The organism is Mesorhizobium sp. LNHC232B00 (assembly GCF_000502435.1).
GTDB lineage: Bacteria > Pseudomonadota > Alphaproteobacteria > Rhizobiales > Rhizobiaceae > Mesorhizobium > Mesorhizobium opportunistum.
The window spans coordinates 150,304-169,082 of the sequence record NZ_AYWP01000001.1; the positions used below are offsets into that span (position 1 = coordinate 150,304).

The 18,779-nt window shown below is 63.6% G+C and carries 16 protein-coding genes; 9 read left to right on the plus strand and 7 right to left on the minus strand.

Annotation, left to right across the window (positions count from 1 at the left end):
* Window positions 1-9 precede the first annotated feature (9 nt).
* The 3 genes from X743_RS167780 to X743_RS167775 form a co-directional block, all read right to left on the minus strand.
* Window positions 10-2,580: an FAD-dependent oxidoreductase gene (locus X743_RS167780; RefSeq protein WP_023763409.1), complete on the minus strand. Its 2,571-nt coding sequence runs from the start codon at window positions 2,578-2,580 to the stop codon at window positions 10-12.
* The gene (locus X743_RS01000000168500) at window positions 2,577-3,062 is read right to left on the minus strand and encodes a DUF559 domain-containing protein (protein WP_023763410.1); all 486 of its coding nucleotides are present in this window, start codon (window positions 3,060-3,062) and stop codon (window positions 2,577-2,579) included. The genes X743_RS167780 and X743_RS01000000168500 overlap by 4 nt, the downstream gene beginning before the upstream one ends.
* 568 nt (window positions 3,063-3,630) lie before the next feature.
* Window positions 3,631-5,208, minus strand: coding sequence for a trimethylamine methyltransferase family protein (locus X743_RS167775; RefSeq protein ID WP_023763412.1), 1,578 nt, complete (start codon window positions 5,206-5,208; stop codon window positions 3,631-3,633).
* Window positions 5,209-5,463: 255 nt separating this feature from the next.
* On the opposite strand from X743_RS167775, the gene X743_RS167770 reads away from it, so the two are divergent.
* The 6 genes from X743_RS167770 (at window position 5,464) to X743_RS167750 (ending at window position 12,430) form a co-directional block, all read left to right on the plus strand.
* Window positions 5,464-6,645 (plus strand): MFS transporter, encoded by a 1,182-nt coding sequence (locus X743_RS167770; protein WP_023763413.1) that lies wholly within the window; start codon window positions 5,464-5,466, stop codon window positions 6,643-6,645.
* Window positions 6,642-7,805 (plus strand): MFS transporter, encoded by a 1,164-nt coding sequence (locus X743_RS167765; protein WP_023763414.1) that lies wholly within the window; start codon window positions 6,642-6,644, stop codon window positions 7,803-7,805. Before X743_RS167770 ends, X743_RS167765 begins: the two co-directional genes overlap by 4 nt.
* An 84-nt stretch (window positions 7,806-7,889) precedes the next feature.
* Window positions 7,890-9,953 carry a prolyl oligopeptidase family protein gene (locus X743_RS167760; protein WP_023763415.1) on the plus strand — a complete coding sequence of 688 codons (2,064 nt, stop codon included), beginning with the start codon at window positions 7,890-7,892 and terminating at the stop codon, window positions 9,951-9,953.
* Between the two features lie 132 nt (window positions 9,954-10,085).
* Window positions 10,086-10,211, plus strand: a complete 126-nt coding sequence (locus tag X743_RS1000000170165) for a hypothetical protein (RefSeq protein WP_041164190.1) — start codon at window positions 10,086-10,088, stop codon at window positions 10,209-10,211.
* Between the two features lie 49 nt (window positions 10,212-10,260).
* A complete protein-coding gene (locus X743_RS167755) occupies window positions 10,261-11,640 on the plus strand; it encodes an aspartate aminotransferase family protein (protein ID WP_023763416.1) in 1,380 nt (459 codons plus the stop codon).
* 145 nt (window positions 11,641-11,785) lie between these two features.
* Window positions 11,786-12,430 (plus strand): cytochrome c oxidase assembly factor Coa1 family protein, encoded by a 645-nt coding sequence (locus X743_RS167750; RefSeq protein WP_023763417.1) that lies wholly within the window; start codon window positions 11,786-11,788, stop codon window positions 12,428-12,430.
* A gap of 290 nt (window positions 12,431-12,720) precedes the next feature.
* On the opposite strand, the gene mmsB is transcribed toward X743_RS167750, so the two are convergent.
* The gene (gene mmsB / locus X743_RS167745; protein ID WP_023763418.1) at window positions 12,721-13,605 is read right to left on the minus strand and encodes a 3-hydroxyisobutyrate dehydrogenase; all 885 of its coding nucleotides are present in this window, start codon (window positions 13,603-13,605) and stop codon (window positions 12,721-12,723) included.
* A 26-nt stretch (window positions 13,606-13,631) separates the two neighbouring features.
* A complete protein-coding gene (locus tag X743_RS167740; RefSeq protein WP_023763419.1) occupies window positions 13,632-14,798 on the minus strand; it encodes an isobutyryl-CoA dehydrogenase in 1,167 nt (388 codons plus the stop codon).
* Window positions 14,799-14,936: 138 nt separating this feature from the next.
* Here X743_RS167740 and X743_RS167735 point away from each other — a divergent pair, with 138 nt between their 5' ends.
* Both X743_RS167735 and X743_RS167730 read left to right on the plus strand, forming a co-directional pair.
* Entirely contained in the window at window positions 14,937-15,551 is a 615-nt protein-coding gene (locus X743_RS167735) for a dimethylsulfonioproprionate lyase family protein (protein ID WP_023763420.1), read from the plus strand.
* Window positions 15,552-15,554: 3 nt separating this feature from the next.
* Entirely contained in the window at window positions 15,555-17,030 is a 1,476-nt protein-coding gene (locus X743_RS167730; RefSeq protein ID WP_023763421.1) for a cobyric acid synthase, read from the plus strand.
* Window positions 17,031-17,222: 192 nt separating this feature from the next.
* Here the strand turns inward: X743_RS167730 and X743_RS1000000170170 are convergent, their stop codons facing one another.
* Window positions 17,223-17,393, minus strand: coding sequence for a hypothetical protein (locus X743_RS1000000170170; protein ID WP_023763422.1), 171 nt, complete (start codon window positions 17,391-17,393; stop codon window positions 17,223-17,225).
* A 52-nt stretch (window positions 17,394-17,445) separates the two neighbouring features.
* Complete coding sequence (locus X743_RS167725) at window positions 17,446-18,231, minus strand: TSUP family transporter (protein WP_023763423.1); 786 nt, start codon at window positions 18,229-18,231, stop codon at window positions 17,446-17,448.
* A gap of 116 nt (window positions 18,232-18,347) precedes the next feature.
* Here X743_RS167725 and X743_RS167720 point away from each other — a divergent pair, with 116 nt between their 5' ends.
* Window positions 18,348-18,779 carry a TerB family tellurite resistance protein gene (locus X743_RS167720; RefSeq protein WP_023763424.1) on the plus strand — a complete coding sequence of 144 codons (432 nt, stop codon included), beginning with the start codon at window positions 18,348-18,350 and terminating at the stop codon, window positions 18,777-18,779.

Genomic DNA, 18,779 nt, shown 5'->3' on the forward strand with positions numbered 1-18,779 from the left:
GGTCGAACCTCAGCTCCGCATCTTCTCGCCGCTCGGGTCGAACGGCGCCTCGACATTGATGCGTGCCGGCCGGCGGTGTCCGAGGATCTCGATCTCGAACAGTCCCGCGCTTTCGTCCTCGGCAAGTGCTGCCGGCACATAGCCTTGCGCCATCGACTTCCGGACATAGTGGGCATAGCCGCCCGACGTCACCCAGCCGACCACGCGCCAGTCGCCGTCGACAATGCCGCGCACGGCGGAAGCGCCTTCCGCCGCCTTGGAGCCACGCACTTCCTTGCCCTTGTCGTCGAAGCGCGGCGCGCCGTAGCCGTGCGGCTTTTCCACGGTGCCAAAATCCTTGCTGACCTTGGCCCAGATCGGCTCGTCGCCCATCACGTCGGCATCGGCGGCATCGACGATGAAGGAGACACGGCGCAGTTTTGGCCCCTCCGCCTGTTCCTTGGCGGCTGCCTCGCGGCCGATGAAGTCGTTCTTCTCGAGCTTGATGAAGCGGTCCATCGAGCCTTCAAACGGCCCGTAGATCGGCCGCAGCTCGCGGAACCAGGTCGGGAAGTTCTTTTCGAGGCGCATGGAAAGCAGGGCGCGCATGCCGAAATCGACCAGGCCGAATTCCTCGCCGGCGTCCTTGATCGCCTTGTAGACCAGCCTCTCATAGGCCGGCGCCATCCAGATTTCGTAGCCGAGATCGCCGGTGTAGGTGATGCGGTTGACCATGCAGGGCGCGCCGCCGACCGCCATCTCGCGAAAATCCATGAAGCGGAAGGCTTTTGTCGAGATGTCGACATCGACAAGCTTCTGCAAGAGGTCACGCGATTTTGGGCCGGCGATCGATAGACCCACCAGCGTCTGGTCGAAGCGGTGGATGCGTACGGACCCGTCCTTCGGCAGGTGCTTTTCGAACCAGCGCATATGGTACTTCTGCGCTGCCGACGAGCCCCAAATCATGAAGCGGTCTTCACCGGCCTTGGCGATGGTGAAGTCGCCGATCAGCTTGCCGAATTCGTTGATCATCGGGGTGAGCACGATGCGACCGGTTTTCGGCATGCGGTTGGTCATCAGCCGGTTGAGGAACTCTTCCGCGCCCGGTCCCGAAACTTCGTATTTGGCGAAATTGGCGATCTCGGTGACGCCGACGCGCTCACGCGTGGCGCGCACTTCCTCGCCGATCGGACCGAAATCGTTGGAGCGGTGGAAGGAAACGATATCCTTGGGCTCCTTGCCTTTCGGCGCGAACCAGAGCGGCGTCTCGAGGCCCCAGGAGTCACCCATGACGGCGTTGTTGGCGAGCATCGTGTCGTAGAGCGGCGTCGTCTGCGCCGGGCGTGCGGCCGGCAGTTCCTCGTTGGGGAAGCGGATGGAGAAGCGGCGAGAATAGTTTTCGCGCACCTTGGCGTTGGTGTAGCGCAGGCCGGCCCACTCGCCGAAGCGGGCGACATCCATGCCCCAGACGTCGAAGCCGGGATCGCCATGGACCATCCAGTTCGACAGAGCGAGACCGACGCCGCCACCCTGGCTGAAGCCGGCCATGACGGCGCAGGCGCACCAGAAATTGGTCAGGCCCTGCACCGGGCCGACCAGCGGGTTGCCGTCGAGCGCGAAGGTGAAGGGGCCGTTAATGATCTGCTTGATGCCGGCCTTTTCGATGCCGGGGAAATGCTTGAAGCCGATCTCCAGCGACGGCGCGATGCGGTCGAGATCTGGCGGCAGCAGTTCATGGCCGAAATCCCACGGCGTGTTGACCGGCGACCACGGCTTGCAGGCCTTTTCATAGGTGCCGAGCAGGATGCCGTTGCGTTCCTGGCGCGTGTAGATCTCGCCCTTGAAGTCGAGCACGCCGATCATCTCGCGACCGGTCGACTTGTTGAATTCCTCGACCTCGGGCATCGGCTCGGTGAGCAGGTACATGTGCTCCATGGCCAGCACCGGCAGTTCGACGCCGACCATGCGGCCGATCTCGCGCGCCCACAGGCCACCGCAGTTGACGACATGCTCGGCGTGGACCGTGCCCTGTTCGGTGACGACGCTCCAGGTGCCGTCGGGCTGCTGGGTCAGGTCGACGACGCGGTTGCGCAGCACGATCTCCGCGCCGAGCTTCTTGGCCGCCTTGGAATAGGCGATCGTCGTGCCCGAAGGATCGAGATGGCCCTCGACCGGGTCCCACATGGCGCCGACGAAGTTGGTCTCGTCCATCAGCGGGAACATCGCCTTGGCTTCGGACGGGGTGATCAGCTCGGTGTCCATGCCGAGATAACGGCCCTTGGCGTGGGCCAGCCGCAGGAAGTCCATGCGCTCGGGCGTATCGGCCATCATCACGCCGCCGGTCAGGTGCAGCGAGCAGGACTGGCCGGATATTTCCTCGATCTCCTTGTAGAGCTGCACGGTGTAGGCTTGCAGCTTGGCAACGTTGGGATCGCCATTCAGCGTGTGGAAGCCGCCCGCCGCGTGCCACGATGAGCCGGAAGTGAGCTCCGAGCGCTCGATCAGCATGATGTCGGTCCAGCCGGCCTTGGCCAGATGGTAAAGAACCGAGCAGCCGACGACGCCGCCGCCGATGACAACCGCTTTTACATGGGATTTCATGAAGATAGGTCCGTTTTTAGAGAGATTGAATCGAGTGAGTGCGGCGCGAAGACAAAGCGTAGGTCGGATACGGCGACGTTTTCCGCCAGCCTGCCATCAAGCGCGGCAAGAATGGTTTCACAGACGGGAGTACGATGTTTCAGGACGTCGTGGCTCCAGACACGCAGGATCGAATAGCCTTCGGCGCGCATGAAATCGTCGCGGCGGCGGTCAGAGGAACTGTCGGCGTGTTGCGAGCCGTCGATCTCGACGACGAGCCATTTTTCGCGGCAAGCGAAATCGGCGAAGAAAGGGCCGATGGAGAATTGGCGGGTGAAACGATAGCCCCCAAGCTTGCGGGCTTTCAGTTCGAGCCAGAGCAATGCTTCAGCCTGATTGCCGCCTTGCCTCAGCTTTCGCGCGCGTTGAGTGGTGCCCATCTTGCGGCGGCTGCGGGTTTCACGGGCGGATTCCCCCACTCCGTCGCCGCTTCGCGGCGCCACCTCTCCCCCCTCCGGAGGGAGAGGAAGGGAGCCAGCCGGCATAAGCTCGCGCCTTTCCTCTACCCCGTCGATCGGGGGAGAGGTGTCGAGCGAAGCTCGACGGAGTGGGGGTCGACCGTTCATNTAGGAAAGGTGCCTCCCGGCATAAGTTCGCGCCTTTCCTCTCCCCCGTCGATCGGGGGAGAGGTGTCGAGCGAAGCTCGACGGAGTGGGGGTCGACCGTTCATCAGATCCGCTTGATTGCCTGACTGCCTAAGCTCTCGCGCGCGTTGAGCGGTGCCCGTCTTGCGGCGGCCGGGCGCTTCGTCAACGGCTTCCCCCACTCCGTCGCCGCTTCGCGGCGCCACCTCTCCGCCCTCCGGAGGGAGAGGAAGGGAGCCAGCCTGCGCAAGCTCACGCCTTTCCTCTCCCCCGTCGATCGGGGGAGAGGTGTCGAGCGAAGCTCGACGGAGTGGGGGTCGACCCTTAGCGCGGTACGGCNGCGCCTTTCCTCTACCCCGTCGATCGGGGGAGAGGTGTCGAGCGAAGCTCGACGGAGTGGGGGTCGACCGTTCATCAACAACATTGATCAGAAATCGGTCGGCGCGCCGCCCTCGGAGCGGCGCTTTTCGACGAAGGCGTTGAGTTCTTCACGGATCGCCGGGTCCATGTAGGGATCTTCGTAGGATGCCAGCCGTTCCTTCCAGACCTTGTTGGCCTTTTCCAATGCCGTTGGCGATCCGGCTTCCGCCCAGGTCTCGAAGTTGCGCCAGTCGGAGAGAATTGGCGAATAGAAGGCCGTCTTGTAACGGTCCTGCGTGTGCTGGGTGCCGAAGAAATGGCCGCCGGGTCCGACAGACTGGATGGCGTCGAAGCCGAGCGCCTCATCGGACAGGTCGAGCGGGGTCAGGAACTCCGCCACCATCTGCAACAGGTCGATGTCGAGAATGGTCTTCTCGTAGGAGCAGCGCAGGCCGCCTTCGAGCCAGCCGGCGCCGTGCATCATCAGATTGCCGCCGCCCTGGATGGCGCCCCAAAGCGAGAACACGCTTTCATAGGCCGCCTGCGCGTCGACCGTGTTGGCCGCGCATGTATTGGAGGTGCGGTAGGGGATGTTGTAGCGGCGGGCAAGCTGGCCGCCGACCAATTGCGCCTTCATGTATTCGGGCGTGCCGAAGGCCGGCGAGCCGGACTTCATGTCGACATTCGAGGTGAAGCCGCCATAGCCGACAGGCGCGCCTTTGCGCACCATCTGGGCAAAGGCGATGCCGGACAGCGCCTCGGCATTCTGCTGCACCAGCGCGCCGGCGATGGTGACGGGCGCCATTGCGCCCGACAGGGTGAAGGGCGTGACGACGACGACCTGGCCCTTGCTCGACATCTGGATGATGCCTTCCATCATCGGCACGTCGAGCTTGAGCGGCGAGTTGGTGTTGATGATGGTAAAGACCGACGGCTCCTCCAGCATCTGCTCATGGCTGATGCCGCGGGCGATGCGGGCGATCTCGATGCCGTCGACGTTGCGCTCCTTGCCGAGCGAATAGATGTGAAACACCTTGTCGGTCAGCGTGGCGAGGTCGCGTATGCATTCGAGATGGCGGACCGACGGGTGGATGTCGGTCGGCTCGACCGGATAGCCGCCGGTGCAGTTCAGAATGTTGTGCATCTGCGCCAGGCGCAGGAAATTGCGGTAGTCAGCCTGATTGCCAGGGCGACGGCCGCGATCGATGTCGGAGCAGTTCGGCGCCGACGCCATCATCGACAGGATCACATTGTTGCCGCCGAAGCGGAGATTGTGCGCGGGATTGCGCGCATGCATGGTGAATTCAGACGGGCAGTGCGACACCAATTCGAGGATCATGTCGCTGTCGAAGCGCACCCGCTCGCTGCCTTCGCGCACGTCGGCGCCATGCGCCTTCATGATGCGGCGGGCCTCGTCATGCAGCACGTCGACGCCGATTTCCCTGAGCACGCGCAAGGAGGCGAGGTGGATAGATTCCAGCTCGTCGTCCGAAACCAGCCTGGTCGGCGCCAGCGGGTTTTTCAGCTGGCGGAAAGGCGGCTGCTCGAACGCGGCCGAGCCTCCGGCGCGCTTCCCGGCGCGGCCGCCACGGCGGGCACGGTCGGGCGCCAAAGCCGGTTCTGCAGATTGTAGGGCGGCGGTCATGATGGTCCTCGTAGGATGCGATAGCGGGCGGCATAATGGACCGGCGGCCCGCCGACCATTGCGGAGGCGGCGACCACTAGGGCGAGGGAAGCGACATGACCGGACGGCAGTCGCGTGGCCGCGACATCGCCTCGATCATCCGACCATTGGCGCAAGCGGAATTCCCTTGCCGGCCCTTTCTTTCCCCCGGCCGAACCAGTAGCTGGTGACGCTTGCCGGCCGGGACGCCAGCCGGCATCGCACGTGGATAATTACATGGTCGCAACCGGCACGAGCGAGGTCGAAGCGGGGACGCAGTGGGCAGCGCTCGCCGGCGTCACCGCAGCGCTTGCCATGTTCGGCGCCGCGCAGGGGCTGAGCTCGCCGCTGTTCACGCTCCTGATGCAGAAGCAGGGCATGTCGCCCGGGTTGATCGGCCTGTCGGCGGCGATGATGCCGCTCGGTTTGATCCTGTCGGCTTCCTTCGTGCCGGCGGCGGTGCGGCTGGTCGGGGCGCGCAACCTTGCGGTCGGCTGTTCGCTGATCGGCGCGCTGTGCTTCCTGGGCGTCGGCTATCTGCAGAACTGGGCGGCCTGGTATGTCATCCGGTTCATCATCGGCGTGGTCATCAATCCGCTCTACATCCTTGGCGAGGTCTGGGCGCTGTCGCTGGCGGCGCCATCGCGGCGAGGCCGGGTCATGGGCGTGTTCAACACGCTGATGGGCGCCGGCTATGCGGCCGGGCCCTTCACCTTGACCCTGGTCGGTACGTCGGGCTGGGCTCCCTTCAGTGTCGGCATCGGCGGCTTCGTGCTTTGCGCGGTCATTCTGCGTCTTGTCTCGTCGAGGCTCACCGGTTTTGAAGATGACGGCCAGCCCGCCGGCAGTTTTTTCAGCTTCGCCCGCCTGGCGCCGGCTCTGCTGCTGGCCGTGCTGGTCTCGGCCGCCGTCCAGCAAAGCACCTATGCGCTGGTCCCGGTCTTCGGCGCCGGCTATGGCCTTCCGGAAGCGGTGCTCGCCGCGCTGGTCATGGCGCTTTCCCTCGGCAATATCCTGCTGCAGATCCCGCTTGGCCTGCTGGCGGAGCGGTTCGGCGGCCGCCCCATGATCTTGGCCTGCGCGATGGCGACCACCGGCTGCGCGCTGTTGCTGCCGCTGCTGATCATGACGCCGCTGGTCTGGGTTGTGCTTCTGGTGATGGGCGCGGTTGGCTACGGCGTCTATACGATGGCGCTGGTCGAACTCGGCAGCCGGTTCAGGGGCACGCTGCTGGTCACCGGCAATGCGGCCTTCGCCTTGCTGTGGGGCGTTGGCGGTATTGTCGGCCCGCCGAGCGCCGGCCTGCTCATGGAGGGCATCGGCCCGCTCGGCCTGCCGATCGTGATCATCGGCCTCGATGCTTTGCTGGTGATCTTTGCACTCTATCGCTCGTCGGTCCGCCGGAGCGGGCAGACATGATCGCGGCCAGCCCCGGCAACGGCGAGGCGGGGATGCAATGGGCTGCGATCACCGGCGTGATCGCGACCGTCTCGGTGTTCGCGATCGCGCAGGGGCTGTCCTACCCTTTGCTGAGCTTCATCCTGCAGCGGCAGGGCATCTCGCCGGCGATGATCGGCCTGTCGGCGGCGATGACGCCGATCGGCTTCATCGTCTCGTCGCCGCTCATTCCGGCGCTGGCACGGCGGTTCGGAGCAGGGCGCACGGCGCTTACCTGTGCAGCACTTTCGGCTGTCGTGCTGGCCCTGATCGGCTGGACGCAGAATGTCTATCTGTGGTTCCCGCTGCGTTTCCTGATCGGTGTGGTGACCAATCCGCTCTATGTCTTAAGCGAAATCTGGGTGATCGCGCTGGCGCCGCCGGCCCGTCGCGGCCGCATCATGGGCATCTATTCGACGATCATTTCGGCGGGCTTCGCGGCGGGTCCACTCTGCCTGCTTGCCGTCGGCACCCAGCGATGGCCGCCATTCCTGGTCGGCATTGGCGCCTTCGTGCTGTGCGGCATCTGCCTGGCGTCCGTGCTGCCGCGCCTGCCGAAAGTCGACGAGGCCGGTCACCAGGTTTCCGTCCTGGGTTTCGTGCCGCTGGCCTGGCTGCTTTTGTTTGCGGTCATCGTGGCCGCCGGTTTCGAACAGGGAGCGCTGGCCTTGCTGCCGGTTTACGGCACGCATTACGGCATCGCCGAAGCCCGGATGTCGGCGCTGCTCATGGTGATGATTGCCGGCAACATCGCCATGCAGGTGCCGCTCGGCCTGCTGGCGGAAAGGCTGACGGCGCGGTTCGTGCGGCTGGTCTGCATAAGCGTTACGGCGCTAGGATGCGCGCTGTTGCCGTTTCTCATCGAGACACCGCTGATCTGGCCGATGATCTTCATCTGGGGCGCCGTCTCCTACGGCATCTACACGATGTCGATCATCGAACTCGGCGAACGCTTCACCGGTTCGACACTGGTCGCCGGCAATGCCGCCTTTTCGCTGATGTGGGGTGTCGGCGGCATCGCCGTGCCGCCGGTGGCGGGAAGCGCCATGGATGTGCTGGGCGCGGGCGGCCTGCCGCTCACGCTTGGCCTGCTGTGCCTGGCGCTGGCGGTTGCGAGTGTCGCCGGTCGCGAGAAAGCCTGAATCCTTGGCCTCGATGCCGCAGCTATTGAATATCGGACAAGGCATGTCGATGTTGCATGCCAAGACATGCCTATCGGAGATTCCATGACCAAGCCCATCGCCAAGCCAGACTCCAGCACGGACGATCCCTTCCTCTGGCTGGAGGACAGGACCAGCAAACAGTCGCTGGATTGGGTGCACCGTCAGAACGAAGTGACGGTAGGGCAGTTGCAGGGCGATCCGTCCTACCAGGCATCGTTCCAGACCGCGCTCGATCTGATGACGGCCGAGGACAACATGGCCGTGGGCGCGGCGATTGCGGGCCATGTCTATAATTTCTGGCAGGACAGGACCAATGCGCTCGGCCTGTGGCGCCGCACGACCGTCGCTTCCTACAAGACCGAGAAGCCGGAGTGGGAAACGATCATCGACTTCGACCAGCTCGCGGCGAAGGAGGGAATCAAATGGGTATTCAGCGGCGCCAGCCGGCTCTATCCGGAGTTCAGCCGCTGCCTGCTCTCGATGTCGCCGGATGGTGGCGATGCCAGCGAGATGCGGGAGTTCGACATCGAGACCAAATCGTTCATCGAGGGCGGATTCCGCGCGCCGGCCTCGAAATCGGGTTTTGGCTGGCTGGATAAGGACACGGTCATCGTCTCGGCGGCCTTCGAGGAAGGAGACAAGACCGAGTCCGGCTATCCGCGCGTGGTCAAGCTCTGGAAGCGCGGCACCAAGCTCGAAGACGCGACGCTGATCTTCGAGGCAAAGACCGAGGATCTCGCCGTCGGCGCCGGTGTCGAGTTCGACGGCGAGAAGCGCCATCTGTTTCTGGCGCGGACGCTCAACTTCTTCGCATCGCACAGCTTCCTGCATTTGCCGTCAGGCGAAAACAGGCGCATCCCGCTGCCGGACGACGTCACCGACACCGCGCTTTTCAAGGACCAGATGGTGTTCGGGGTGCGCACCCCTTGGACGGCGCCGGATGGCACGGCCTGCCAGCCGGACGGGCTCTATTCGCTCGATTTCGCGCACTGGATCAAAATCGGCAGCCTTGGCGCCATCGAGACCTTGCTCGCGCCGGCGCATCGCGTATCGATTGCGGGCATTGCCCGCACCCAGGACCGGTTGTTCATCAGCCTGATGGACAATGTGCGCGGCAAGGTTCTCGTCTGCGAACGCAAGGACGGCGCCTGGTCGCTGACGCCGGTCGCCCTGCCTGAAAACGGCACCGTCGGCATCAGTCACGCTGAGCATTTCGGCTCCAGCGTGTCCTTCTCCTTCACCGATTTCCTGACACCGAGCTCGATCATCTGGTCCGATGACGATGGCGCGACGCTTGAAACCGTGAAGTCGCAGCCAGCACGCTTCGATGCTTCGCCGCTGATTTCGGAACAGTTCGAGGCGCGCTCGAAGGACGGCACGATGATCCCTTATTTTGTCGTCCGGCGGCGCGACCAGAAGGGCCCCGTGCCGACGTTGCTCTATGGCTATGGCGGCTTCGAAGTGCCGTTGCTGCCCGGCTATGCCGGCGTGCGCGGCAGGCTGTGGCTGGAGAAGGGCAACGCCTATGTGCAGGCCTGCATCCGCGGCGGCGGCGAATTCGGCCCGGCCTGGCATCAGGCGGCGCTGAAGGGCAAACGCCAGAATGGTTTTGACGATTTCGCCGCGGTCGCCGAGGACGTCGTCCGCCGCGGCATCGCCACGGCTGCCTCGCTCGGCATCCAGGGCGGCTCGAATGGCGGCTTGCTGACCGGTGTTTCCCTGACGCAGCACCCGGAGCTGTTCGGTGCCGTCATCGTCGAGGTGCCGCTGCTCGACATGCTGCGCTACACGCAATTGCCGCCCGGCGCCTCGTGGATGGCCGAATATGGCGATCCGTCGAAGCCCGAAGACGCCAAATGGCTTTCCGCCTATTCGCCCTACCAGCATGTCGATGCCGACGTCGCCTATCCGCCGGTGCTGTTGACCACCTCGACGGCGGACGACCGGGTCCATCCCGGCCATGCGCGCAAGATGGCGGCCCGGCTGCAGGAGGCCGGCCATGCCAGGACGCTGTTCTTCGAGGAAACCGAGGGCGGGCATGGCGGGCGCGGCGACCGTAGGCCTCAAGCGATGCAGGCGGCGATGAAATATGTGTTCCTGCAGAGGGCGCTAAGCGGCAAGGCCTAGCCACCACATTCCGCCGTCATCGGCCAAGCAAAGGGTGGTCGAACCGCCCTTTGCCCTGAATCCTTGTTCTGACGCAATTCCGGACGGAAAACCGTTTCACACTTTTCCTGGAATTGCTCTAAGGTGCCTGCCATGGCTCTCGCTAGGCTATCAGCTCGCGCATTCCGGGTGGCGGTGACACCGTCATCGCGCACGCTGCGCGCCGAGCTTTTGCGGCTATGTGCCCGCATCGGCTATTCGCCGCCTGCCATCCTCTGACGAGTTCGCCCCGGCGCCAGCCGGATTGAATCCAGAGGAAAGATCAGACATGACCTATCAGAATTATTCGCTGAAGCAGCTTCAGCAGATCGACGCCGCGCACCATCTGCATCCCTTCACCGACCACAAGGAATTGCGTGAGGCGGGCGCGCGCATCATCACCCATGCCAATGGCCCGTTCATCTACGATTCCGAAGGAACGGAACTGCTGGACGGTATGGCCGGCCTGTGGTGCGTCAACATCGGCTATGGCCGTGACGAACTGGCCGAAGCCGCCTATGCGCAGATGAAGGAGCTGCCCTACTACAATTCCTTCTTCAAATGCTCGACGCCGACGCCGGTGCTGTTGTCCAAAAAACTGGCTGAAATCGCGCCGAAGAACGTCAACCAGGTCTTCTATGGTTCCTCCGGCTCGGAGGCGAACGATACGGCGCTGCGACTTGCCCGTCATTACTGGGTGCTGGAAGGCAAGCCGGAGAAGAACCGCGTCATCTCGCGCAAGATGGCCTATCACGGCTCGACCATAGCCGGCACCTCGCTCGGCGGCATGGATGCCATGCACAAGCAGCTCGGCGGCGCGGTGCCGAACATCGTCCATGTGATGATGCCCTATGCCTATGAGCTGGCATTGCCGGGCGAAAGCGATCACGATTTCGGCCTGCGCGCGGCCAAGGCCGTGGAGGATGCCATCCTCGAGGCCGGCGCCGACAAGGTCGCTGCTTTCATCGGCGAGCCGGTGATGGGGGCAGGCGGCGTGAAAATACCGCCGATGAGTTACTGGCCGGAAGTGCAGCGCATCTGCCGCAAATACGATGTGCTGCTGATGCTGGACGAGGTCATTACCGGCTACGGCCGCACCGGCGAGTGGTTCGCCGCCCAGACCTTCGACATCGAGCCGGACACCATCACCACGGCCAAGGCGCTGACATCGGGCTATCAGCCGCTGTCGGCGCTGCTGGTCGGCGACCGCATCACCTCGACGCTGGTCGAGAAGGGTGGCGAGTTCAATCACGGCTACACCTATTCCGGGCACCCGGTGGCCTGCGCCGTGGCGCTGAAGAACCTGGAGATCATCGAGAGGGAAGGCCTGGTCGAGCGGGTCAGGAACGACACCGGGCCTTATTTCGCCAAGGCCCTGCAGGAACGCATCGCCGGGCATGATCTGGTCGGCGAGGTGCGCTCCATCGGCCTGATGGGCGCGATCGAGATCGTCAAGGACAAGGCGACCAAGGAACGGTTCCTGCCGTCTGGAAGTGCCGCGGTGACCGTGCGCGACCATGCGATCGCCAACGGCATGATGCTGCGCGCCACCGGCGACACGATGATCTTGTCGCCGCCGTTGATCTGGACCCGCGACACGATTGACATGGCTTGCGAGCGTATCGGCAAGGCGCTGGATCTGGCGCAAGCGGATCTGCGCAAGCGATAAGATATTGCAGGCGTCCCGTGGTTCGGGACGCCTGCCATCCGTCCTGAGCCGGTCTCTTGTTCGTCTTTCCCCGATAGGCCAAGGGTTCCGGTCATCGGCGCTATCGGCTACAAGCCGTCGAGGCCGTTCGCCGAAGGGAGAGTTGATGACAGGACAACCGCTCAACCAGCCGGCTGAAATTCCGGCCGAGCTCGACCGCTGGAACTGGGGCGCCTTTTTCCTCAACTGGATCTGGGGCATCGGCAACAGCACCTTCATCGCGCTGCTGGCGCTGATCCCGTTGGTCAACATCGTCATGATCATCTTGCTCGGCGCGCGGGGCAGCCGCTGGGCTTGGCAGAATCGTGCCTGGCGCGACGCCGAACAGTTCCGCAAGACGCAGCGGAACTGGGCGATCGCGGGACTGGCGGTGTGGGTGGTTGGGATCGGCGGCTGCGCGACGATGGTAGGCGGTATTCCTTTCGTTCTGAAAAGCAGCGACGCCTATCACATGACCATGGATGCCATTCGCGCCGACACGCGCGTGAAAGCTGCCATCGGCGAGGACGTGACCGACAATTTCTGGGTCGGAGGCAATCTCGACGTCAATGCGAATGGCGCGGGGGATGCCCAGTTCAGCATTCCGGTCCATGGCGCCAAGGGCAAGGGCACGGTGTATTCGCACCTGGTTCGCAACGCCGGCTCATGGAGCTCGCGCCTGCTCGTCGTCAGGGTGGACGGGGAGGACGCGCCGATCGTACTGACCAACGAAGATCACGTTCCGATCCCGAACGCGGCAATCGGAATATAAATTTCAGGAGCGGCAGAAACGCAAAAACCGCGCTCCATCGGGAACGCGGCTTTGCCAGATACGCAGGCGCTTCGCTACGCAAACAATTTGCGAAACTTTATGGGCACTTGTCGAACTTACGGGCTCCGGTACGCGAGACCTGATCCGGAGCGCCGGGCGGATGTGATATGTCCGCCTCGCCATCCGTTTTATAGGGACATCGTTACCGCGGAGTTATCGAGAGCTTAAGCAAATCTAAATTTGCAATTTTTCTGGCTGTGGAATTCAGGAAACACAATAATATCAGCTAGTTATGCAGGGTTCCCGCGCAAAAAATTAATTATGCCGGAGAAATCGGCGCCACCGTTCCCTTGAGCGTTGAACAGGGCGTAGAGTTGGGCCGCCTCGGCGCCCAGCGGTGTCACGGCGCCGGAACCCTGAGCGGCTTCCTGCGACAGTTTCAGGTCTTTCAGCATCAATGCGGCTGCAAACCCTGGCTTGTAGTCCCTGTTGGCCGGCGAAGTGGGCACCGGGCCGGGCACGGGGCAATAGGTGGTCAGCGACCAGCACTGGCCGGACGATGTCGAGGCGACGTCGAACAGCGCCTGATGCGACAGACCGAGTTTTTCCGCCAGCACGAAAGCTTCGGCGACGCCGATCATCGAAATGCCGAGGATCATGTTGTTGCAGATCTTCGCCGCCTGGCCGGCGCCATCACCGCCGCAATGGACGATGCGGCCGGCCATCGGCTTCAGGATCGGCTCGGCGGCGGCGAAGGCATCGTCTGAACCGCCGGCCATGAAGGTCAGCGTGCCGGCCGCCGCACCGCCGGTGCCGCCCGAAACAGGCGCATCGATCGACAACAAGCCATGCCTTGCGGCTGTCGCATGCGCCTTGCGTGCCGATTCGACGTCGATTGTCGAGGAGTCGATGAACAGCGCGCCCTTTTTTGCCTTAGGCGCGATGTCCTCATAGACCGACAGCACGTGCTTGCCGGCCGGCAGCATGGTGATGACCACATCGGCATCCTTCACCGCGGCCAAGGCATTCGCCATGACGACGACGCCGTGCTCTTTCGCTACAGTCAAGTTCTCGGGCACGAGGTCGAAACCGCTTACGGTATACCCGGCCTTGACCAGATTGGCAGCCATCGGATTACCCATATTACCAAGGCCGATGAAGGCGATCGTCGTCATTGTCTCTCTCCCGGAGCCAGCTGGCTTCAGCGTCCGATTAGCGCCCGCGCGATGATGACGCGCATGATCTCGTTGGTGCCTTCGAGGATCTGGTGGACGCGCAGGTCGCGCACCAGCTTCTCGATGCCGTAATCGTGCAGATAGCCGTAACCGCCGAGCAGTTGCAGCGCATCGTTGGCGACGTTGAAGCCGGTGTCGGTGACGAAGCGCTTGGCCATCGCCGACCATTTGCCGGCATCAGGCGCCTTGCTGTCGAGCTTGGAGGCAGCCGCATAGAGGAAGATGCGCGCCGCCTGCAACTCGGTCTCCATGTCGGCCAGCCGGAACTGCAGCGCCTGGAACTGGTTGATCTTCGAGCCGAAGGCCTCGCGCTCGGCGGTGTAGGACAGCGCCTTGTCGAGTGCCGACTGCGCACCGCCCAGCGAACAGGCGGCGATGTTCAGCCGGCCGCCGTCGAGACCGGCCATGGCGATGCCGAACCCGGCGCCTTCGCCCGACAACAGGTTCTCCGCCGGCACCTTGCAATGCTCGAAGATAACCTGGCGGGTCGACTGCATGTGCCAGCCCATCTTGTGCTCGTTGGCGCCGAAGGAAAGGCCGGGCGCATCTTTCGGCACAATGACCGTGGAAATGCCTTTCGGACCATCGGCGCCAGTGCGGACCATGACAGCATAGACATCGCTGTCGCCGGCGCCCGAGATGAACTGCTTGGTGCCGTTGAGGATGTAGTCGCCGCCGCTCTTCACCGCGCGCGTCTTCAGCGCGGCGGCATCGGATCCCGAACCCGGCTCGGTCAGGCAGTAGCTCGCCAGCCATTCCATCGAGGTGAGCTTGGGCAAAAAGCGCTGGCGCTGCTCGTCATTGCCGAAGCGGTCGATCATCGATGCCACCATGTTGTGGATCGAGATGAAGGACGAAAAGGCGGGATCGGCGTGCGACAGCGCCTCGAAGATCAGCACGGCGTCGAGCCGGCCGAGTGCGGAACCGCCAACATCGTCCCTGATATAGATGCCGCCGAGGCCGAGCGGGCCGGTCTCGCGGATCACATCGGCGGGGAAATGTTTTTTGCGGTCCCAGTCGAGCGCATTCGGCGCGACGCGGTTGGTGGCGAAGGCCCGTGCCATCTCCTGGATGGCGCGCTGTTCCTCGTTGAGTTCGAACTGGCTGGTGCTCGCATCGACCGCGGCGTCCATGGCGTTCTCCCTGATGGTTTCGACCTGCTGGCCTGTCGTTTTTGGCTTTGCGCGCGCACCAATCTAGACCAATGATGCCGCCGCGCAACCCGACCCGCCGCGGAGCGGCTGTGCGCCAATGCATGTCCGGAGTGAGATGTGACGACAAAATTCGACGAACTGCTGGGGCGGTTCCACGCCTATCTTGGTTGCGTGGACAATGCGCTGGTGCGCGAGGCCGTGGCGCGCATCGGCTGGGACATGCCGACTCGCCCACTGGAGGCACATCCGCTCGCTTGCCTTCGCCATCTCGATCGCGCCGTCGAACTGGCGCTCCCGGATGCGAAGCCTCTGGTGCGATGTCTTGCCGGGCAGCGCGGCAATCTGCATTGGGGGCAGACCTACAGCGAATCGGACTTCGGCAGCGCGTTCGTCGATAATTACGGCTGGCTGGAGGTGTTCGGCACGCGTGGCCATTTCGCCAATGACGAGGCCGCGTCCGGCCTGCTGATCCTTGGGCCGGATATCGTCTATCCTGACCATCACCACATCGCCGAAGAGATCTACATTCCGTTGACCGGCGGCACCGAGTGGCGCATGGGCGAGGGTGGCTTTCGCATGCGAGAAGCCGGCGAGGTCGTCCACCACGCTTCCAGTGTCAACCACGCCATGCGCACCGGCCAGGAGCCGCTGCTGGCACTCTACATCTGGCGCGGTGGGCCTCTGGCGCAGAAATCCGAGATCACCGGAACCACAGCGCAAGGCAGGGGCTGAACCATGGCCAAAGCCATTATGCTGCAGGGCACGGGTTCTGATGTCGGCAAGACGGTGCTGGTCGCCGGCCTGTGCCGTGCCGCGAAAAAGCGCGGGCTGAAGGTGCGGCCGTTCAAGCCGCAGAACATGTCGAACAATGCTGCTGTGGCCGACATTCCCGGCGACGGCAACCATGGCGGCGGCGAGATCGGCCGCGCGCAGTGGCTGCAGGCGATCGCCTGCGGCGTCGCGCCATCAGTTCACATGAACCCGGTGCTGCTCAAGCCGCAGACCGATGTCGGCGCGCAGGTCATTGTCCAGGGCAAGGTGTTCGGCGAGGCGCGGGCGCGCGACTATCAGGCGCTGAAGGGCCGGCTGATGGATGCCGTTCTGGATTCCTGGGGCAAAGTCGGCGAAGATGCGGATCTGGTCATCGTCGAGGGCGCCGGCTCACCGGCCGAAATCAATCTCAGAAGCCGCGACATCGCCAATATGGGCTTTGCGACGCGTGCGAACGTGCCGGTGGTGCTGGTCGGCGACATCGATCGCGGCGGTGTCATCGCCTCGGTCGCCGGCACGCATCTGATCCTGCCGGAAGAAGACCGACGCATGATCGTCGGCTACCTCATCAACAAGTTCCGCGGCGATGTCTCGCTGTTCGATGACGGCCTGAAGGCGATCGAAAAATTCACCGGCTGGCGCAGCTTTGGCGTCGTGCCGTGGCTGACGGCGGCGGCGCGGCTGCCTTCGGAGGATTCGGTCGTGCTGGAACGGCTCGTGTCCGGCGGGAAACGTGCGCTGAAGGTCGCGGTGCCGATGCTTGGGCGGATCGCCAATTTCGACGATCTCGACCCGCTGAAAGCCGAACCGCAGGTCGAAGTGGTGTTCGTGCCGCCGGGAAAGCCGTTGCCGGCCGATGCCGGGCTGGTGGTCATTCCCGGCTCCAAATCGACGATCGGCGATCTCCTGAAATTCCGCGAAAACGGCTGGGACAGGGATATTGCGGTGCATCGCAAGCGCGGCGGGCACGTCGTCGGCATTTGCGGCGGTTTTCAGATGCTTGGTCGGATGGTGCGTGATCCCGAGGGCATCGAGGGCAGCGTCACCGAGGCCGAAGGGCTCGGCCTGCTCGACATCGAAACGGTGATGGAGCCGGAGAAGACCGTGCGCAATGTCAGCGCGCGATCCGTCCCGTTCGATGTGCCGCTCGAAGGCTATGAGATCCATCTCGGCCGGACCACCGGCCCGGACACGATGCGACCGTCGGCAATCATCAACGGCGTCGAGGATGGTGCTGTTTCCACCGACGGCAAGGTGCTGGGCACCTATATGCATGGCCTGTTCGGCGCCGACGGCTTTCGCGGAAAATTCCTCGAAAGCTTGGGCGTCAAAGGCGGCGGCATCGATTATCGCGCCGACGTCGAGCGGGCGCTGGACGACGTCGCGGCCGAGTTGGAGACCCATCTCGACTGTGACGCGATTTTTGGGCTGGCTCGGTAGAGCGGCGCTACGCATTTTCTCCCGCCTTCGGCCAACCGGCCGGCGACCGAGCGGTCCTGTTCCTTCCGGCGCTGCATCTCGATTGGCATCGGTCATCCTTCCGCCAAGGCAAATCTAGCAGAGCCTTGATTGGAATCAAAAGCGCCCGGCTTTTGGCCGGGCGCTCTCGGTCCCCACTTCAAGGGAAACTTGTCAGGCGCCGCGCATCAGGCAGCCGGCGGCAAGCACGATGTAGGCGATGAGAACGATCCACACCGATGCGATTGGAATGAACGCAAGGACGCCAAGCGCGGCAAGAATGCCGATGATGGCGATGACAAGGGAAATGATGAAAACAATCTGGGTAGGCGCGCTGAGATTCATGTCTGGCTCCTCCAACATGATTCGAACAGCGGCATTCTATCAGGGCGTGTGGTCACACACCAATCATGACGCGAAGCGGGTTGGCCGGATCGGCCAGCAGCTTCACCGCCAGTGCGACGCAGACGACCACCAGCAGCGGCTTGATCAGTCTGGCGCCGATGCGCATGGCCAGGCTGGCGCCGACGCGGGCGCCGAGGAACTGGGCGACGCCCATCATCAGGCCGATCTTCCAGGAGATGACGCCGACGGCGGCAAAGACGATGAAGCCGCCAATGTTGGAGGTGAAGTTGAGCAGTTTGGTATGCGCCGTCGCCTTGAGCACGCCGTAGCCGGCCAGGGCGACGAAGGCGAGCATGTAGAAAGAGCCGGTTCCAGGCCCGAACAGGCCGTCATAGAAGCCGATTGCCGGCACAAGGGTCAGTCCAAACAGGAATGGCGACAGGCGTTCAGCGCGGTCGACGTCGTTCATGTTGGGCTTGAGCGCGAAATAGAGGGCGATGGCGATCAGTATCAGCGGCAGCAGGGCGCGCAGGAGATCACCCGGGACGATGGTGGCCAGCAACGCGCCTACGGCGCCTCCGGCGAGCGCCAGCAGCGCCGACGGCAATTGCCGGCGCAGATCGACATGGCCCTTGGAGGCATAATGGATTGTCGCCGATCCGGAGCCGAACATGCCCTGCAGTTTGTTGGTTCCAAGCGCCTCGACCGGCGAGAAACCGGCCAGCAGCAGCGCCGGAATGGTGATCAGTCCACCGCCGCCGGCAATCGAATCGACAAAGCCCGCCGCAAAGGCGGCGAAGGCGAGCATGGCAACTGTCTGGATGCTGAGATCGATCATCTGATCCGTGGGAGCGTCGGTCGGCTGAGATAGCGGGCGTTCGATCACGACCACCCCATTTGCGCAAGGCCGATTTCGCGCTAACTCTAGTGGAGAGGAATCGGAAAGGGGCACCGATGGCATTCGCATTGTTGGACCAGATACGCTCGATCTTCGACGGCGACCCCGGCGTGCGCAAGGTGGCGGACGATCCCGTCCTGTCGGCCGAACTTCTGATGCTGTTCCGCATGATCCTGGCTGACGGCACAGTCAGCGAGAGCGAGATGGTGGCCTTCCGGCGCATCTGCAAGGACGCCTTCGGCATCCAGGAAAGCAGCATCGACAGCGTTATCGAATATCTCAACGAGTTCGGCTACGAGACCAACGGCTCGCAGGCGATTGCGCTGTTCCGCGATCTCGACGTCGAACGGCGCAAGCAACTGGCCCAGCATATGGCGGAGATCGCCAAGGCGGATTCTCAATTGGCCGAGACCGAGGTGCGCCTGCTGCGCCGCACACTCGATCTGCTCGACATCAGCCCAGTCGATGTGGTGAAGGCGGAAGAGTAG

Excerpts from the sequence above, each read along its gene's own strand:
- X743_RS167755 (WP_023763416.1), top strand. The coding sequence starts at position 10,261 with ATGACCTATCAGAATTATTCGCTGAAGCAGCTTCAGCAGATCGACGCC.
- X743_RS167760 (WP_023763415.1), top strand. The coding sequence starts at position 7,890 with ATGACCAAGCCCATCGCCAAGCCAGACTCCAGCACGGACGATCCCTTC.
- mmsB (WP_023763418.1), bottom strand. The coding sequence starts at position 13,605 with ATGACGACGATCGCCTTCATCGGCCTTGGTAATATGGGTAATCCGATG.
- X743_RS167730 (WP_023763421.1), top strand. The coding sequence starts at position 15,555 with ATGGCCAAAGCCATTATGCTGCAGGGCACGGGTTCTGATGTCGGCAAG.
- X743_RS1000000170165 (WP_041164190.1), top strand. The coding sequence starts at position 10,086 with ATGGCTCTCGCTAGGCTATCAGCTCGCGCATTCCGGGTGGCGGTGACA.
- X743_RS1000000170170 (WP_023763422.1), bottom strand. The coding sequence starts at position 17,393 with ATGAATCTCAGCGCGCCTACCCAGATTGTTTTCATCATTTCCCTTGTC.
- X743_RS167765 (WP_023763414.1), top strand. The coding sequence starts at position 6,642 with ATGATCGCGGCCAGCCCCGGCAACGGCGAGGCGGGGATGCAATGGGCT.
- X743_RS167750 (WP_023763417.1), top strand. The coding sequence starts at position 11,786 with ATGACAGGACAACCGCTCAACCAGCCGGCTGAAATTCCGGCCGAGCTC.
- X743_RS167775 (WP_023763412.1), bottom strand. The coding sequence starts at position 5,208 with ATGACCGCCGCCCTACAATCTGCAGAACCGGCTTTGGCGCCCGACCGT.
- X743_RS167720 (WP_023763424.1), top strand. The coding sequence starts at position 18,348 with ATGGCATTCGCATTGTTGGACCAGATACGCTCGATCTTCGACGGCGAC.
- X743_RS167725 (WP_023763423.1), bottom strand. The coding sequence starts at position 18,231 with ATGATCGATCTCAGCATCCAGACAGTTGCCATGCTCGCCTTCGCCGCC.
- X743_RS167740 (WP_023763419.1), bottom strand. The coding sequence starts at position 14,798 with ATGGACGCCGCGGTCGATGCGAGCACCAGCCAGTTCGAACTCAACGAG.
- X743_RS167780 (WP_023763409.1), bottom strand. The coding sequence starts at position 2,580 with ATGAAATCCCATGTAAAAGCGGTTGTCATCGGCGGCGGCGTCGTCGGC.
- X743_RS167770 (WP_023763413.1), top strand. The coding sequence starts at position 5,464 with ATGGTCGCAACCGGCACGAGCGAGGTCGAAGCGGGGACGCAGTGGGCA.